The sequence below is a fragment of the Maritimibacter sp. 55A14 genome, from assembly GCF_003122205.1.
Lineage (GTDB): Bacteria > Pseudomonadota > Alphaproteobacteria > Rhodobacterales > Rhodobacteraceae > QEYE01.
The window spans coordinates 1-15,532 of record NZ_QEYE01000001.1; the positions used below are offsets into that span (position 1 = coordinate 1).

General features: G+C 68.4%; 16 protein-coding genes and 2 tRNA genes. 14 read left to right on the top strand and 4 right to left on the bottom strand.

Features of this window, described 5'->3' with window-relative positions; translation table 11 throughout:
* A partial coding sequence (locus DDZ14_RS00005) for a transposase (RefSeq protein ID WP_146193041.1) occupies positions 1-166 on the top strand: 166 nt, incomplete at its 5' end.
* A gap of 214 nt (positions 167-380) precedes the next feature.
* Here DDZ14_RS00005 and DDZ14_RS00010 read toward each other — a convergent pair.
* Positions 381-455 (bottom strand) — tRNA-Asn (locus DDZ14_RS00010).
* A gap of 71 nt (positions 456-526) precedes the next feature.
* The gene (locus tag DDZ14_RS00015) at positions 527-1,444 is read right to left on the bottom strand and encodes an MBL fold metallo-hydrolase (RefSeq protein ID WP_109422896.1); all 918 of its coding nucleotides are present in this window, start codon (positions 1,442-1,444) and stop codon (positions 527-529) included.
* A gap of 43 nt (positions 1,445-1,487) precedes the next feature.
* Here DDZ14_RS00015 and DDZ14_RS00020 point away from each other — a divergent pair, with 43 nt between their 5' ends.
* The 8 genes from DDZ14_RS00020 to DDZ14_RS00055 all read left to right on the top strand — a co-directional run bounded on the left by DDZ14_RS00020 (position 1,488) and on the right by DDZ14_RS00055 (position 9,918).
* The gene (locus DDZ14_RS00020) at positions 1,488-2,831 is read left to right on the top strand and encodes an ATP-binding protein (protein WP_109422897.1); all 1,344 of its coding nucleotides are present in this window, start codon (positions 1,488-1,490) and stop codon (positions 2,829-2,831) included.
* 286 nt (positions 2,832-3,117) lie between these two features.
* Positions 3,118-4,422, top strand: a complete 1,305-nt coding sequence (locus DDZ14_RS00025) for an ABC transporter substrate-binding protein (RefSeq protein WP_109422898.1) — start codon at positions 3,118-3,120, stop codon at positions 4,420-4,422.
* A gap of 81 nt (positions 4,423-4,503) precedes the next feature.
* Positions 4,504-5,373 carry a branched-chain amino acid ABC transporter permease gene (locus DDZ14_RS00030; RefSeq protein WP_109422899.1) on the top strand — a complete coding sequence of 290 codons (870 nt, stop codon included), beginning with the start codon at positions 4,504-4,506 and terminating at the stop codon, positions 5,371-5,373.
* Complete coding sequence (locus DDZ14_RS00035) at positions 5,366-6,370, top strand: branched-chain amino acid ABC transporter permease (protein ID WP_233252413.1); 1,005 nt, start codon at positions 5,366-5,368, stop codon at positions 6,368-6,370. The genes DDZ14_RS00030 and DDZ14_RS00035 overlap by 8 nt, the downstream gene beginning before the upstream one ends.
* Positions 6,367-7,137, top strand: coding sequence for an ABC transporter ATP-binding protein (locus DDZ14_RS00040; protein WP_109422900.1), 771 nt, complete (start codon positions 6,367-6,369; stop codon positions 7,135-7,137). The genes DDZ14_RS00035 and DDZ14_RS00040 overlap by 4 nt, the downstream gene beginning before the upstream one ends.
* A complete protein-coding gene (locus DDZ14_RS00045; RefSeq protein WP_109422901.1) occupies positions 7,127-7,834 on the top strand; it encodes an ABC transporter ATP-binding protein in 708 nt (235 codons plus the stop codon). Before DDZ14_RS00040 ends, DDZ14_RS00045 begins: the two co-directional genes overlap by 11 nt.
* Positions 7,806-8,402 (top strand): tetratricopeptide repeat protein, encoded by a 597-nt coding sequence (locus DDZ14_RS00050; RefSeq protein WP_109422902.1) that lies wholly within the window; start codon positions 7,806-7,808, stop codon positions 8,400-8,402. Before DDZ14_RS00045 ends, DDZ14_RS00050 begins: the two co-directional genes overlap by 29 nt.
* A gap of 178 nt (positions 8,403-8,580) precedes the next feature.
* Positions 8,581-9,918, top strand: coding sequence for a hypothetical protein (locus DDZ14_RS00055; RefSeq protein WP_109422903.1), 1,338 nt, complete (start codon positions 8,581-8,583; stop codon positions 9,916-9,918).
* Here the strand turns inward: DDZ14_RS00055 and DDZ14_RS00060 are convergent, their stop codons facing one another.
* Entirely contained in the window at positions 9,919-10,836 is a 918-nt protein-coding gene (locus tag DDZ14_RS00060) for a hypothetical protein (RefSeq protein ID WP_199221248.1), read from the bottom strand.
* Between the two features lie 104 nt (positions 10,837-10,940).
* Here DDZ14_RS00060 and DDZ14_RS00065 point away from each other — a divergent pair, with 104 nt between their 5' ends.
* Positions 10,941-12,260, top strand: coding sequence for a lipopolysaccharide biosynthesis protein (locus tag DDZ14_RS00065; RefSeq protein WP_158275434.1), 1,320 nt, complete (start codon positions 10,941-10,943; stop codon positions 12,258-12,260).
* Positions 12,257-13,288 (top strand): ELM1/GtrOC1 family putative glycosyltransferase, encoded by a 1,032-nt coding sequence (locus DDZ14_RS00070; protein ID WP_158275435.1) that lies wholly within the window; start codon positions 12,257-12,259, stop codon positions 13,286-13,288. Before DDZ14_RS00065 ends, DDZ14_RS00070 begins: the two co-directional genes overlap by 4 nt.
* 39 nt (positions 13,289-13,327) lie before the next feature.
* On the opposite strand, the gene DDZ14_RS00075 is transcribed toward DDZ14_RS00070, so the two are convergent.
* Positions 13,328-13,404, bottom strand: a tRNA-Ile gene (locus DDZ14_RS00075).
* A gap of 140 nt (positions 13,405-13,544) precedes the next feature.
* Here DDZ14_RS00075 and purM point away from each other — a divergent pair.
* The 3 genes from purM to DDZ14_RS00090 are packed head-to-tail and all read left to right on the top strand — an operon-like array spanning position 13,545 to position 15,513.
* Positions 13,545-14,588 carry a phosphoribosylformylglycinamidine cyclo-ligase gene (purM, locus tag DDZ14_RS00080; RefSeq protein ID WP_109422907.1) on the top strand — a complete coding sequence of 348 codons (1,044 nt, stop codon included), beginning with the start codon at positions 13,545-13,547 and terminating at the stop codon, positions 14,586-14,588.
* Complete coding sequence (purN, locus tag DDZ14_RS00085; RefSeq protein ID WP_109422908.1) at positions 14,585-15,181, top strand: phosphoribosylglycinamide formyltransferase; 597 nt, start codon at positions 14,585-14,587, stop codon at positions 15,179-15,181. The genes purM and purN overlap by 4 nt, the downstream gene beginning before the upstream one ends.
* The gene (locus DDZ14_RS00090) at positions 15,178-15,513 is read left to right on the top strand and encodes a TfoX/Sxy family protein (RefSeq protein WP_109422909.1); all 336 of its coding nucleotides are present in this window, start codon (positions 15,178-15,180) and stop codon (positions 15,511-15,513) included. The genes purN and DDZ14_RS00090 overlap by 4 nt, the downstream gene beginning before the upstream one ends.
* The last annotated feature ends 19 nt before the right edge of the window (positions 15,514-15,532 follow it).

Consider the following 15,532-nt stretch of genomic DNA (forward strand, 5'->3'; position numbering starts at 1 on the left):
CAAGCCTATCCGATACGACAAGCGCCGCTACAAACGACGCAACAGGATCGAGATCATGTTCGGACGCCTGAAGGACTGGCGTCGCATCGCCACCCGCTACGACAGAAGCCCGACGGTTTTCCTCTCAGCCATCGCGCTCGCTGCCACCGTCTTGTTCTGGCTGTAAATCAATGAGTCTGGAGCCTAGCGGAGGTCTTAGGCTTGTCAGTCCCATCATCTGCCATTTTTGGTCCACTCAAGTTCCAGAACTTGTAAATGAGGCTAGTTCATCTGGAACCCGTACGCCACCGCAGCACCCACCAATTACCAATTAATGCCTTAGATTCCTGATCCAACTTAGTAAGTCTTCAAGTAAATCTCAGGTTTCTATTTGGAGATTTTGGCTCCGGCGGTAGGGATCGAACCTACGACCAATTGATTAACAGTCAACTGCTCTACCGCTGAGCTACGCCGGAACACCGGGGGCGGTTTAGCAAGTCCGATCTCGGGCGTCCAGTGGAATTTTGGCCCCGTCCCCGCCCGCCTCTCAGCGCAGGTAATAGACCGCGTTGCGGGCCAGCGGCCCCTCGCAGCCGACGATCTCTTTGCCATAGAGATCAATGAGATGCGCCAGGACATTGCGTTCGGCGGCGGGCAGCAGGCCGGGCGCGACATCGGTATAGATGCGCCGGGCAAGCTGCGCCGGCGTGGCCGGGGCGGCGGCGAGCTCGCCCAGAATCTGCGCCTCGCGCCCGCGCCGGTGCGCGATCTGGTAATGCACCATCGCCAGCGGGTCCTCCAGCGCCGCGCCGTGGCCCGGCAGGTAGAGCCTGTCATCCTCGCGCGCCGCCAGAAGTTCCAGCGAGGCCATGAAATCGGTCAGGTCGCCATCGGGCGGCGAGACCATCGTCGTGGCCCAGCTCATCACGTGATCGCCGGTGAAGACGCGCTCACCCCAGGCGAAACACATGTGGTTGCCCAGATGTCCGGGCGTGGCCAGCGCCTCGATGCGCCAGCCCTGTCCCTCCACGATCTCGCCATGCGCGAGCCGCCGGTCGGGGACAAAGGCGCGGTCGATCCCCTCGCCGCCGCCCAGTTCGCCGGCCTGCGCCAGCGCCTCCATCGCGGCGCTGCGCCCGGCCCCGCTGGGCCCCATCGCCAGCACCGGTGCGCCGGTCGCTTCGGCCAGCGGGCGCGACAGCGGCGAATGGTCCACATGGCTGTGGGTGACAAGGATATGGCTGATCCCCGCCGGCCCCGCCGCCTCCAGGATCGTCTCCAGGTGCGTCTGGTCCTGCGGTCCGGGGTCGATCACCGCGACCGGCCCCTCGCCCAAGAGATAGGTGTTGGTGCCGCGGAAGGTCATGGGCGAGGCATTGGGCGCCACCAGCCGGCGCAGCCCCGGCAGCAGCGTCTCGGGCCGGCCGACGGGCGGGTCAAATTCGGTGATGAACGGATCGGCCATTGCGCATCTTCCCCGCGTTGCTCTCTCGGGCTACCGTTCTGCCATGAATTTCGAATGGCTGAAACGTCCGATGCCGCGCAGCCTCTATGCCCGCGCCGCGCTGATCCTGATCCTGCCCATCGTGCTGCTGCAGCTGGTGGTCTCGGTGGTGTTCATCCAGCGGCATTTCGCGGATGTGACCCGGCAGATGACCGACGGCGTCGCGATGGAGTTGCGCTACGTGCTCGACACGGCGCGCGCCGCGCCCGACCGCGCGCAGGCGCTGGAGCGGCTGGCGCCCTTCGCCCGCGCCATGTCCTACGATCTCTCCTATGGCGCCGAGGACGCCGAGGCGCCCGCCCCGGTCACCAACCGGCGGCGGTTCTACGACCTTACCGGGATAACGGTGATGGATCGGCTGCGCGCCCAGATCCCCGAGTTGCGCAAGATCGACCTGGCAGCCGACAGCAGCCGCGTCGCGCTGAGCGCCGCGATGCCCAAGGGTGAGATGCAGCTCTCTTTCTCGCGGCGGCGCGTTTCGGCCTCCAACCCGCACCAGCTCCTGGTGCTGATGATCCTGGCTGGCGCGCTGATGACCGGCGTGGCCTTCGTCTTCCTGCGAAACCAGCTTCGTCCGATCCGGCGGCTGTCGCGCGCCGCGGAGGCCTTTGGCAAGGGCCGCGTGCTGCCCTACCGGCCCGCCGGGGCGCTGGAGGTGCGTGCCGCGGGCAATGCGTTCCTGGACATGCGCGCGCGCATCGAGCGGCAGATCGAGCAGCGCACGCTGATGCTCTCGGGCGTCAGCCACGACCTGCGCACGCCGCTCACCCGGATGAAGCTGGCAGTCTCGATGCTGGAGCCGGGTCCCGACACCGAGGCGCTGGCCCGCGACCTGAACGAGATGCAGGAAATGCTGGACGGGTTTCTGGCCTTCGCGCAGGGCGACGGGGCCGACGCTCTGGACCCGACCGACCCGTACCATCTGGCCGAGACGCTGGTGGAGGACGCCCACCGGGCGGGCCAGAACGTGTCCCTGGCCCGCGCGCCGGGCAGTGCCCGGTCGGGCACGGTGCCGATGCGTCCGATGGCAGTGCGCCGGGCGCTGGGCAATCTGCTGTCCAACGCCACGCGCTACGGCACGCAGGCGCGCCTCACGGTGGCGCTGACACCCGGCGCGCTGCGCTTCGCGGTCGAGGATGACGGCCCTGGTATCGCGCCGGAGGACCGCGAGACGGCGCTGCGCCCCTTTGCCCGGCTCGAAGCCGCGCGCAACCAGAACCGCGGCCCCGGCGTCGGGTTGGGTCTGGCCATCGCCGCGGACATTGCGCGCAGCCACGGCGGAATTCTGCGGCTGGGCGACAGCGCCGATCTGGGCGGGCTGAAGGCGGAACTCGTCCTGGCCCGCTGAGCCGAACGCATCCTTCGCGGGATCACCCCTCCGCCGGCGGTGCCTCCGGGTGAGGCCCGTCCGGTGCGGTATGGGATGGTGGCGCAGTGACGGACCAATTTAATACCGAAACAGAACCAAATATCGGTGAGCGTGGCTGATCGGTACGGAAACCTGTTGCAATTTGCCCCTCGTTGGATAGCCTTACCGGTACAGAACAGAATGGGTCGGCCAAATTTGGATCATTTTTGGTACAGACCCCGTCAAGCGAGAGACTGATAAGTCCAAGAAAACCGGGAGAACGAAGATGATTGCCAAGTTTTTTCAAAAAGGGGTGAGTCGCCGCAAGTTTCTCGGCACGACCGCCTCTGCCGCGGGTCTGGGTCTCGTCGGCTCGACGCTTCCCAAGCGCGCCTTCGCGGCCGACAAAACCGTGAAGGTCGGGTTTCTGGCGCCGCTGACCGGACCGGTCGCGGCCTGGGGCAAGCCGGGCCTCGACGGCTGCGAGATATGGGCCGAATGGGTCAACGACGCCGGCGGGTTGGAGATCGGCGGGGAAACCTACGCGGTGGAGTTCGTCGGCTACGACAACGAGTACGACCCCGCCAAGGCGCGCGCCGGCGCGACCAAGCTGATCCGCGAGGACGGCGTGAAATTCATCATGATGCTGGGTGGCGACACCTGGGCCGGGGTGGAGCGCGTGGCCGATCAGACGGGCATGCTCTTCTCGACGCTGCTGCCCTCCGATCTGGGCCCCGAGACGACCACGCTGATCGCCCCCGCCGAGGTGCATCCGGTCTATAACGTGACCGGCGTGGAATGGATGGCCGAGCAGCATCCCGATCTCAAGACCGCGGTGATCTGCGCCCAGGACGATGCGCTGGGTCTGCCCTCGGTCGCGACCTACCTGGCGGCGTTCGAGGCTGCGGGCATCGAGATGCAGCAGGAGCCGCTGCTCTTCGACCCGGCGACCACCGATTTCGCGCCTGTCGTCACCAAGCTGATCTCCGACAACCCCGATATCGTCTGCCTCGACACCTGCTATGCCGACTATGTCCACCCGATCGTCGAGCAGCTCTTCCAGCAGGGCTACGAGGGGCAGATCATCTCCTGCACCGCGGATTTCTACGACCAGATGGTCGAGAAGACGTCGAAGGAGTTCATGGAGGGCTTTATCTTCCAGTTCCCGGATTTCGACGACCCGGAGCTGAACAAGGACTTCATCAACTTCAAGGACCCCAACAAGTTCTTCGAGGTCTACAACGAACGCCACCCCGGCGAATGGGGCGCGGTGAGTTGGGAATACGCCTCGATCATGGACCTGTGGGCCGCCGCCGCACAGAAGGCGGGCTCGGTGGAGCCCGACGCCGTGCTTGAGGCGATGACCGCCGACGGCAGCGGCAAGCACGCTTTCGGCGACGCCGACTGGTGGGGCGAGGATCTCTTCGGTATCGACCACGCGCTTGTCGGAAACTGGCCGGTCGTGCGCATCGAGGACGGCAAGGCCCGCATCATGGCCTACAAGTCGATCCCCGAATGGTACGACAAGCATGGCGAGCTTCTGAAGAAGCACATGGCCGATTTCGGGCAGATGTGGAACCAGCGCGGTTAAGTTTCCCCTCCGTGCTCAACTGGCGCGGCGCGGGGATCTGATGGCCCGTGCCGCGCGCTTTCCAACAAAGCTGGACCGAACATGATCGAACTGCTGGCTCAGACCGGGCTGAACGCGCTCTACGCGGCGGCCTACATGTCGCTTGTCGCCGTCGGCCTGGTGCTGATTTTCGGCGTCATGGGCGTGATCAATTTCGCGCATGGCGAGTTATTCATGATGGGCGCCTATACCGTCGTCGCGCTCTACACTGATTTCCAGATGCCTTACGTTCTGGTGGTGGGCCTGGCGGTGATGTTCGTCGGTGCGCTCGGCATTTTCATGGAATGGTCGATGTTCCGACCGCTCAGGGACAACCCGCTGGGTGGCCTCGTCGCCTCGATCGGCTTCCTGATGATCCTGCAAGCCGCCGTGTCGATGGGCTTCGGTGTGCGCATGGAGCATGTGCCGCCGGTCACGCAGGAGGTGATCGAGTTCAGCGACCGGGTCCGCCTGCCGGTGCAGCGGCTGGTGGTGATCCTGGCTGCGGTGGTGTTGCTGGCCGCGCTCTGGGCCTTCCTCAAGAAGACCCGATTTGGCTGGGCACTGCGCGCCTCGGCGCAGGACCGGGAGGCTGCTGCGCTGCAGGGCATCTCGATCCGGCAGACCGCGCAGATCGCCATGTTCATCGGTGCCGGACTTGCGGGCGTGGCCGGTGCGCTCACCGCACCGCTCATCTCGGTCAACCCGCATATGGGCCATTCGGTCATCATCGCTGCCTTCATCGTGATCATCGTGGGCGGCATCGGTTCGCTTGAAGGCGCGGTGATCGCCGCGGTGATCTATGCTTTCGTCCACACATTCGTGACCACCTTCTACGACGGCGTGGTGGCCGATATCGTGGGCCTGTCGCTCATGCTGCTGGTGCTCGTCGTCAAGCCCACCGGCCTCTTCGGGACCGCCGACCGTGCCTAGATCGCTCATCCACGTCCTCGCCTGGCCGCTTCTGGGCGTCTTCCTGATCGCCCTGCCCCACGTGCTGAGCTTCTCGCAGCAGGAGATTCTGGCCTATCTGGTCTTCAACGTGCTGCTGGTGGCCTCCTACCGGCTGCTGACGCTGACCGGGGAATGGTCGCTGGGCCATGTCGTCATCATGGGGGTCGGCGCCTATGGTTCGGCCCTCTACACCAAGCATTTCGGCGTCCCGGTCCCGGTCTCGATGCTGCTGGGCGCGGGCACGGCGGCGCTGATCGCCATGGTCCTGAGTTACCCGCTCTTCCGGATGAAGGGGTTCTACTTTCTCATCGGCTCCTTCGCGGCGGGCGAGATCATCCGGCTCCTGTGGAAACGCTACCGCGAGCCCTTCGGTGGCCCCAAGGGTCTCAAGCGGATCGACCCGATGCCCGATATCGACATCGGCATCTGGAGCTTCGATTTCTTCGAGCCGGTCAGCTATTACTATTTCGCGCTGGCCGTGGTCGCGGTCTGCCTGTGGATCATGTGGCGCATCGAGCGCTCGCCCGTCGGGCTGACCTTCCACGCGGTCCACTGGCAGGACAACCTGGCCGAGTCCGCGGGCGTCAACGTGCGCGCCTACCGCACGCTGGCCTTTGTCATCGCCAGCGGCTTCGCGGGGCTCTCCGGCGCGCTGATGGCCCATTACATTGGCACCATCAACCCCACCAGCTTCGACGTGGAACAGATGGTCTTCGTGCTGACCTGGGCGATCGTCGGCGGCACCGCAACCTTCTACGGCCCGATCCTGGGCTGCGTGGTGCTGACCATCCTCAACGAGATCGTGCTGCGCGAGATGGGCTTCGAGCAGATGCGGCCGATGATCTACGGCCTGGTGATGATCCTGTCGGTGCTTTTCCTGCCCAAGGGGCTGGAGAGCATCGTGCAGCGCCTGGTCGGACGCAAACCCGCACCCGGCGCCCTTGCCGAGCCCACGCGGATGGAGGACCGGGCATGACCATTCCCTTCCTGGAAGTCGATACCCTCACCATGCGCTTCGGCGGACTGACGGCGGTGGACGCGCTCTCCTTCAGGGTCGAGCATGGCGAGATTCACGGGCTGATCGGCCCCAACGGCGCGGGAAAGACCACGACTTTCAACATGATCTCGGGCTTCTACACGCCGACCGAGGGCAGCATCCGCCTGCGCGGTGAGGAAATCTCCGGCCTCAAGATGTTCGAGGTCGCGCGCCGCGGCGTGGTGCGCACATTCCAGCATTCCACGCTCTTCGCCGAACTGACAGTGCTGGAAAACGCGCTCGTGGGAACGCATATGCCCTTCCGCCCCAATATCTTCGCCGCCATCGTCGGCTGGGACACCGAGGACCGGCGCGGCGCCCATGCCCGCGCGATGGAGTCGCTCGACTTCTTCGGCATCGCGCATCTGGCGGGCGAACGGGCGGGCGATCTCTCGCACGGGCACCAGCGCGCGCTAGGCATGGCCGTGGCGATGGCCGCGCACCCGGACGTGATCCTGCTCGATGAGCCCTTCACCGGCATGAACCCGGAAGAGACGAACCGGATGATGGAGCTGATGCGCCGGCTGCGCGAGAGCGGCGTGACCATCCTGCTGGTGGAGCATGACATGCACGCGGTGATGGGGCTCTGCGACACGATCACGGTGATGAATTTCGGCCGCCTGCTGACCGAGGGCACCGCGCAGGAGGTGCGCCATCATCCCGACGTGATCGCGGCCTATCTGGGGGGCACGCGCCATGTTGCTTGAGATGCGCGATGTCAGTGTCAGCTACGGCAAGGTCTCGGCGCTGCGGAACCTCACCCTCAAGGTGCCAGAAGGCGGGATCGTCACGATCATCGGCGGCAATGGCGCGGGCAAGAGCACCACGCTGCGCGCCATGTCTGGCCTCTCGAAGCTGAGCGCGGGCGAAATCCATTTCGACGGCGAGCGGATCGACCACCTGCCCCCCGACAGGATCGTCGCCCGCGGCATCGCCCATGTTCCCGAAGGCCGCCGCATTTTCCCGGACCTGACCGTGGAGGAGAACCTGCGCACCGGCGCCTTCCTGCGCCGCGACGCAGGCGCGGTGGAGGCCGACTTGCGCAAGGTCTACGAGCGCTTCCCGCGGCTGCGCGAGCGCCGCGTCCAGCTTGCCAAGACGATGTCCGGCGGCGAGCAGCAGATGCTGGCCATCGGACGGGCGCTGATGTCGAAGCCAAGGCTCCTGCTGATGGACGAGCCCTCGATGGGGCTCGCCCCCGTGATCGTGGAGGAAATCGCCCGCATCGTCGAGGAGATCAATGCCGAGGGCGTGCCGGTGGTGCTGGTGGAACAGAATGCCGAACTGGCGCTCGACCTGGCCGATTACGCATATGTGCTGGAGACCGGCGATCTGGCGCTGGAAGGCCCGGCAGAGGAGTTGCATGACAATGAACATGTCCGCGCAGCCTATCTCGGTGTCTGACAAGCGCGTCACCGCGATGCGCGCCGCGCTCAACGCCGGCTGGCGGCGGCGCGACGTGATTTGGGAACGCTGGCAGGAGGCCGCCAACCGCGCCCTGGCCGAGGGGCGCGGCAGGGCGGCGCGTTGGGGTTTCATCCGCGCCGGCTGGCTGGCCCGGTTGGGCTTTGCGCAAAGCGACCCGCGCCGCGCCGCGTCGGAGGCCAACCTGGCGCTGGCCGCGCGGCTGGCCGGGCGCGAGCCGCGGGCGCGCCGGCTCTATGCGCGGGCGCGAACGCTCTGGGCCGGGGTGCCCGAGCAGATCGCGGGGCTGGAGGTCAAGCCGCGCAGCCGCTCTTCGCTTTTTCATCTGCGGATGGAGGCCCGCCACCGCGAGACATTCCGCGCCAATCTCGACACCCGGCTCGGCCGTTTCGTGGCCGAGACGGACGAGGCCCTGGCCGCGCTGGCGGAAAGCCAGCCGGTGCCGCACCGGCTCTACCCCCGCTGGAAGGGCGAAAAGCCCGCCATCCACGACGACACCCGCAAGCTGCTTGCGGCCTGCCTTCTGATCGGCGTACCCTCAGACTAACGCCATCACGCCGATTTGATCCTCGCGCCCGGTGAGATCAGGATCGCGCGAGGCTGCCCGATCCGGCCGACATCCCGCAATTTCCCCTGTTAGGTTGCCTGTCGGGGACCGCGATGCCGGAACCCTCGGCAAGGATCGGTGCGGCACACAGCCCGGTCCTGCATATCTGGGAGGGGACATGAGCCAGGCTGAAACCCTGAACCATCCTTTGCGTGCGATCGCCCGCCCCGGCTGGCTGCGCCGGCGGCTGGAGCGGCTGCGGCTATTCGAGCCGCGTTTTGGCGAGGCCGCGACGACCCGGCCCGAGGTGATCCGGCTGGAGGCCGAGGACGGCGCGGCGAAAGCGTCCCCGGTGCGCATCTTCCTGGGCACCACGCCCGCGGAATGGCGGGCGCTGCGCGTCCTGTTCTGGTCGATCCGCGCGTTGCGTGACCCCGCCCGCAGCTACGAATTGCACGTCATGGCCAATCTGGCGCGCTTCCCGCGCCGCCGCTGGCGGACGGCCTATCAGGGCTACCGCGCCGCGGTGCCCGCGCTGGCCGGGGGCGCCGGGCGCGCGATCTATTGCGAGACCGGCACGGTCTTCCTGGAGGACCCGGCGCGGCTCCTCGATCTCGACATGGGCGGGGCCGGCTGGCTGGCCGCGCCGGACGGACGGCTGGCGCTGCTCGATTGTGCGACGCTGGCCCCGCTCTGGCCCGCCGGAGAGTTGGAGGACGGCACGCCCCCGGACCGGATCGAGGCCCGTGCGCGGCGAGGCGCCCTTCCCGCCGACTGGGCACGGGGTGCGGAGGGCGCGCAAGGCGCAACGGGGGCCGCGCTGCTGCCCGCCAACGCCGCCCCGCAAGCGGGTTCCGCGCCGCTCGCCCGGCTCTGGCAGGACCGCGAGCGCGCCGCCGACGCCGCCGGGTTCCTGCCCTTCACCAAGGACCGGGCCAGCCACGAGTTCGGCGAGCTGATCGGGCTCTACCGCCAGATGCACGACGCGCAGTTCTTCCCCGGCCAGCGGCTCAAGCACCACCTCGCCCCGGTGCGCGAGCTGGTCGCGGCGACCGGGGCGGAGACGCTGCTCGACTACGGCGCCGGCAAGGCAGAGGGTTACGCGCGGATCGCGGGTGCGCCGGACGACAGCCCCCTGCGCCACACCCCCGCCTGGCCCGGCGTCACGGTGCGCTGCTACGATCCCGGCGTGGAAACCTTCGCCGATCCCGGCGCGGAGCCCGTGGACGGCGTGATCTCCACCGATGTGGTGGAGCATCTCTGCCCCTGGGACGTGGCCTGGGTGCTCGACGACATGTTCGCGCGCGCTCGCGGCTTCGTCTTCGTCGTTGCGGCCTGCTACCCGGCGGTCAAGCGCCTGCCGGACGGGCGCAACCCGCATACCACGCTGCAATCGCATGACTGGTGGCGCGACCAGATGCGCCTGGCCGCCCGTCGCCACCCCGGCATCGCCTGGTGCCTGGGCTGCGACGACCGCGGCCCGCTGCGCAAGACCACGACGCTCTACCGCGACTGATCAGGCCGCCGCGGCGCCGACCTGGCCCAGGATCGCATCCACACCCGGTGCGCTCTTCACGCGCTCCAGCGCGTCGTGGCGGATGTGATTCGCGGACATCTCGGCGCGCAGGTCCTTCTCGCTGACCTCACCGGCATCGAGACATTCGGCCAGGTAGGAGAAGAAGAGCGCCTCCTGCCGCGGGTCGGGATGCGGCTTGTAGCGGCCCGGCAGGCGGACCCCGGCCCCCGGCAGCCAGCGCCCGATCAGCGGCACCCGGTTGGTGAAGTCGATGGGCAGCCCCGTCTTCCAGGGCTGGGTGCGGCGCTTGGTGTTGTGCAGCAGCCGCGTATCCGCGCCCAGACGGTCAAAATCATTCCAGATCGTTTCCAACTCGCCGATCGTCTCGCGCGTCTCCTCGGCCAGGATGATCCAGTTCTCGTAATCCAGGTCGCCGCTGAACATGCGCTCGAGATTCCGCGCCATGTTCCAGTGGGTGAGTTTCGCGCAGTCGAGCAGCATGGCGCTGGTCGCGATATAGTCGTCGCGCCCGTTATGGCCGGGCCGCGGTCGCGCCAGGATCGCCTTGCCGCCCATGTCGCGGTCGAAAAGCTCCATGATGTCGCCGACGGCGAAAACATCCGGGTCGATCACCACCGCGCGTCCGGCATAGCCCATCTGCTCGGGCGGGCTGAAGCGCACCGGGGTGAAGCTTTGCAGATCGTCGTTGCGCCAGACCCGCCAGCCGCCGGCGCGCAAGAACTTGCGGCCCTCGTATTCCCGGAAGATCGGGAAGTCCTCGCGCCGGGTGATCTTCACCTCGATAGCGTCGGGGCGCGCCGACTGGCGCTTGAGCGAATGCCGGGCGACGATGGCGCCGGCCATCTGCTGGGCGTTGGTGTGAATGAAGACGGTGTTCGCCATTGCGGATGCTTTCATCTGTTCTGCCGGGATCGGTCGCGCTAGAACCTACCCCCGCGGCGCGCTTGTGGGCAACCATCGAATCGCCCTATGCCGCAGAGCAATTACGGAACCCGAGAGCGATGACACAAGCCCCGACACCGGCATCGACCGAGCGCATCTGGCACAGGTTGCGCCGCAATGCCGGCGTGATCCTTGGCGGGCGTGCCATCTTCGGCCTGGTCAATCTGGCCGCCGCCGCCGTGGCGGTGCGCGCCGTCGGCATCGAGGGCTTCGGCCTCGTCGCTCTCCTGCAAGCCTATATCCGCGTCATCGCGGGCTTCATCCGTTTCGATTCCTGGGCCGCCGTTACCCGCTACGGCGCCGTGCTGATGGAGTTCGACCGTCCCTCGGACCTGCGCCGCCTGATGGGCTTCACTCTGCGGCTCGACATCATCGCCTTCGCCATCGCCATCGTGATCGCCATCCTCGCCGCGCCTCTGGCCGCGAAATGGCTGCACTGGCCCGATGAGGTCACCGCGCTGGTGCCCTGGTACGCGGTTACGATCCTGTTCATCACCGGGGCCACGCCGACCGGCTTCCTGCGGCTGGTGGACCGGTTCCGCGTACTGGCCGAACAGCATGCGCTCAACGCGGTGATCCGGCTTCTCGGCGCCGCCCTGGTGCTGAGCTTCGGCGGCGGTGTCGTGGCGCTTCTGGGCGTCTGGGCGGCGGCGGGTATTGTCTCGGGCTGCTACATGTTCGCGGTCGCCTGGCAGGAGGCGCGCCAGCGCGACCTGATGCCGCGGATGCGCGGTCAGTGGAGCGTGCTTTCCGACGGTTTCCCGCGAATCTGGCGCTTCGTCGCGCTCACGAACGGAACTGCCATCGTCGAGACGGTGACCAGCCACGCCACCGTGCTGATCGTGGGCGGCATGCTGGGCCCCACCGGGGCCAGCCTCTTCGCACTGGTGCGCCAGATCACTGAATCGATGGCCAAGCTGCGCTCGCTCCTGGGCCCGATCGTCTTTCCCGAAATCGCCGGGCTGGAGGCGCGTGGCCAGCGCCACAGGGTGCGCCGGCTGGTACGGCGCACGCTTCTCGTCTCGGTCCTGATCGTGGGGTTGATCGTGGGCGTGCTGGTATTCGCGGCGGAGCCGCTGCTGGTTCTGCTCTTCGGCCCCGAGAGCGCATCGGCCGCGCCGCTCCTGCTGGGCGCGGGTGCGGCGGCGAGCCTGGCCGCGAGTGGTTTCGCGCTGGCGCCCGCAATGCTCTGCGTCGGCAAGGAGGTCGCCGTCTTCCGCACCGCGCTCATCGCCACGCTGCTCTTCCTGCCGGTGCTTCTGCTGCTGCTGAACGTCGCGGGGCTGACGGGCGCGGGGATCGCGCTGCTGCTGTGGCAGGGCACGATCTTCTTCAGCCGGATCCTGATCCTGCGCCGCGCGTTGCGGAGACCCGCGTGACATCGCCGCCACGTGTCTGGCTGCTTCTGGGCCAGCGGCACGGCGACAATGCGCAACTGCGCGCGCTGGCTGCGGACCTGGGCGCGGAATCGCGGGAAATCCAACTTGATTTCAACGGGTTCTGTCAGCTACCGAATGCTGCTCTGGGCGCAAGCCTGCTGTCGTTGCGCGGACGGCCCGCCGAAGCCGCGCCGCCCTGGCCCGACCTGGTGATTGGCATAGGGCGGCGATCGGTTCCGGCGGCGCGCTGGCTGCGCGCGCGCTCTGGCGGGCGCACGCGGCTGGTGCATATGGGCCGTCCCCGCGCGCATCCCCGGCATTTCGACCTGCTTCTGACCACCGGCCAGTACGCGATGCCCGATGCGGCCAACCTGATCCGTCTCGCCCTGCCCTGGCAGGCTCCGCTGGCCGAGCCCCCCGCCGCAGGCCCCGCCCGCCATGTGCTGGCCGTTCTGGGCGGCGACAGCTGGACGGTCCGGCTCGACGAAGCCACGGCCGGGACGCTGCTGCACCGCGCCCGCGCGGCGGCCGCGCGGCACGGCCTGCCGTTGGCTGTTGCCACCTCGCCCCGGACGCCGCCGCGCCTCGCCGCGGCGCTCCGCGCCCGTCTCGGTTCTGCGGAGCGGTTCTACGATTGGCACGCGGCCGGCGGACGCGACAATCCCTACCGGGAGTGGCTCGGGCAGGCCGCCGAGATCGTGCTGACCGGCGACAGCGTCTCGGCGCTGAGCGACGCGGTCTGGACGGGCTGCCCGGTGCAGGTCGTCGCGGCGCCGGAGCGCCCCTGGTTGCGCCTGATCACAAGACCCGGCACGCCCCTGCGTATCTGGCGCCGGCGCGGCGGCAACCTGGCGCTGGGCGCGCCGCCCCCTGATCTGGACGCACTCTTTGCCGATCTGGAGGCCCGCGGCCTGGCGCAGCCGGACCCCGAAGGCGGCTGGCGCCTGCCGCCCTGCTGCGCGGCGCTGGAAGCCGAGCGCCACGCCGCGCTCGCCCGCTTGCGCGCGCTGCTGCCTTGTGCGGAGTGATATCCGAGCGCAGGGTTTCGGGCCGTACAGTCAGGGTTCTGGTAGGCCCGGAGGGACTCGAACCCCCAACCAAAGCGTTATGAGCGCTCTGCTCTAACCAATTGAGCTACAGGCCCGCCTGGCTCCCGTGATTACGTGCGTCGCGGGGGGCGGTCAAGCGCCACGGGATGCGCGCGGGCGGTTCCCTTCGCCGCGCGCTTGGGCTAGGAGATGCGCGCGACATATTCAGCGGGCATCTGGCAGGGGACATCCGGCGATGACGAGCGACAAGGGGCTGACCTATGCCCAGGCGGGCGTGGATATCGACGCGGGCAACGCGCTGGTGGAGCGGATCAAGCCCGCCGCCGCGGCAACCCGGCGCGCGGGCGTGGTGGACGCGCTCGGCGGCTTCGGCGCGCTCTTCGATCTCAGGGGCGCGGGCTACGCCGACCCGGTGCTGGTTGCCGCAACCGATGGCGTCGGCACCAAGCTGCGCATCGCCATCGACACCGGGCGGCTCGATACGGTGGGCATCGACCTCGTCGCGATGTGCGTGAACGACCTGGTCTGCCAGGGGGCCGAGCCGCTCTTCTTCCTCGACTATTTCGCCACCGGAAAGCTCGATCCGGCCGAGGCCGCTCAGGTGATCGAAGGCATCGCCGAGGGCTGCACGCGCGCCGGCGCGGCACTGATAGGTGGCGAGACGGCCGAGATGCCGGGCATGTACGGCGCGGGCGATTTCGACCTCGCGGGCTTCGCCGTGGGCGCGATGGAGCGTGGCCAGAGCCTCCCCACCGGTGTCGCCGAGGGTGACGTGCTGCTGGGTCTCGGCTCCGACGGGGTGCATTCCAATGGCTATTCGCTTGTCCGCCGGATCGTGGACCGCTCAGAACTGGACTGGGACGCGCCCTGCCCCTTCGGCCCCGGCACGCTGGGCGCGGCGTTGCTGACGCCCACGCGCATCTACGTGCGCCCGGTGCTGGACGCTTTGCGCCATGGCGGGTTGCGGGCGCTTGCACATATCACCGGCGGCGGACTGACCGAGAACCTGCCGCGCGTCCTGCCCGAAGGGCTGGGCGCGGAAATAGCACTGGATCGCTGGCCGCTGCCGCCGGTCTTCCGCTGGCTTGCGGATCAGGGCGGGCTGGAGCAGGCCGAGATGCTCAAGACCTTCAATTGCGGCATCGGCATGGTGGCCGTGGCCGAGCCCGGCGCCGCCGACCGGCTGGCAGGGCAATTGCGCGCCGCGGGCGAGACCGTAACCCCGATCGGCCGCGTAAGCGCCGGCGCGGGGGTGCGCTACAGCGGGGCGTTGGGGTGACACCCCGGCGCGTCGCGATCCTGATCTCCGGCGGCGGCTCCAACATGGTGGCGCTCGTTGAGAGCATGACCGGCGATCATCCCGCCCGGCCGGTGCTGGTGCTCTCCAACCGGCCGGATGCGGCTGGGCTGGAGAAGGCCCGGCGGCTCGGCGTGCCCACCGCCGTGACCGATCACCGCCGTCACCGCAAGGACCGCGCCGCCTTCGAGGCCGAGATGAACGCCGCGCTCGACGCTGCCGCGCCCGACATCCTCTGTTTCGCGGGTTTCATGCGCATCCTGACACCGGGCTTCACCCGCCGCTGGGCCGGGCGGATGCTCAACATCCACCCCTCGCTCCTGCCGCGCCATCGCGGGCTCGACACCCATGCGCGCGCGCTGGCCGCGGGCGACTCGGAACATGGTTGCACCGTGCACGAGGTCACGGCCGAGCTCGACGGCGGGCCGATCCTGGGCCAGGCGCGGGTACCGGTCCGCCCCGGCGACACGCCCCAAAGCCTCGCCGCGCGTGTGCTGGAGATGGAGCACCGCCTCTACCCCGCCGTGCTGCGCCGCTTCGCCGCCGGCGACCGCACCCCGGTCCACCTGCCGTGACCGGGCCGGTCTCCGCGATCCGCAATCTCGGCCCGGCCTCCGACGCGGCCTTCGCCCGCGCGGGCATCGCCACGGCGGACGAACTGCGCGCGCTGGGCGCCGACGACGCCTATGCCCGGCTGCTGGAGAGCGGCGCGAATCCGCATTTCATCGCGTATTACGCGCTGGTCATGGGGCTCCAGGGGCGCCCCTGGAACGACTGCCGCGGGGCCGAGAAAACCGCGCTGCGCGCCCGCTTCGACGCGCTCTGCAAACGCGCCACGGCCGCGCCCGCCACGGTGCTCGAACGTGAGCTTGACCGGCTGGGCGTGCGCGCCCTCCCCACCCGCTGATCCCGCCCTTCGCCTTTCG

Bases quoted from the DNA above. Each gene is read 5' to 3' on its own strand.
- DDZ14_RS00060 (WP_199221248.1), bottom strand. From the start codon at position 10,836: ATGAAAGCATCCGCAATGGCGAACACCGTCTTCATTCACACCAACGCC.
- DDZ14_RS00020 (WP_109422897.1), top strand. From the start codon at position 1,488: ATGAATTTCGAATGGCTGAAACGTCCGATGCCGCGCAGCCTCTATGCC.
- DDZ14_RS00040 (WP_109422900.1), top strand. From the start codon at position 6,367: ATGACCATTCCCTTCCTGGAAGTCGATACCCTCACCATGCGCTTCGGC.
- DDZ14_RS00030 (WP_109422899.1), top strand. From the start codon at position 4,504: ATGATCGAACTGCTGGCTCAGACCGGGCTGAACGCGCTCTACGCGGCG.
- DDZ14_RS00045 (WP_109422901.1), top strand. From the start codon at position 7,127: ATGTTGCTTGAGATGCGCGATGTCAGTGTCAGCTACGGCAAGGTCTCG.
- DDZ14_RS00025 (WP_109422898.1), top strand. From the start codon at position 3,118: ATGATTGCCAAGTTTTTTCAAAAAGGGGTGAGTCGCCGCAAGTTTCTC.
- DDZ14_RS00015 (WP_109422896.1), bottom strand. From the start codon at position 1,444: ATGGCCGATCCGTTCATCACCGAATTTGACCCGCCCGTCGGCCGGCCC.
- purM (WP_109422907.1), top strand. From the start codon at position 13,545: ATGACGAGCGACAAGGGGCTGACCTATGCCCAGGCGGGCGTGGATATC.
- DDZ14_RS00065 (WP_158275434.1), top strand. From the start codon at position 10,941: ATGACACAAGCCCCGACACCGGCATCGACCGAGCGCATCTGGCACAGG.
- DDZ14_RS00055 (WP_109422903.1), top strand. From the start codon at position 8,581: ATGAGCCAGGCTGAAACCCTGAACCATCCTTTGCGTGCGATCGCCCGC.
- DDZ14_RS00050 (WP_109422902.1), top strand. From the start codon at position 7,806: ATGTCCGCGCAGCCTATCTCGGTGTCTGACAAGCGCGTCACCGCGATG.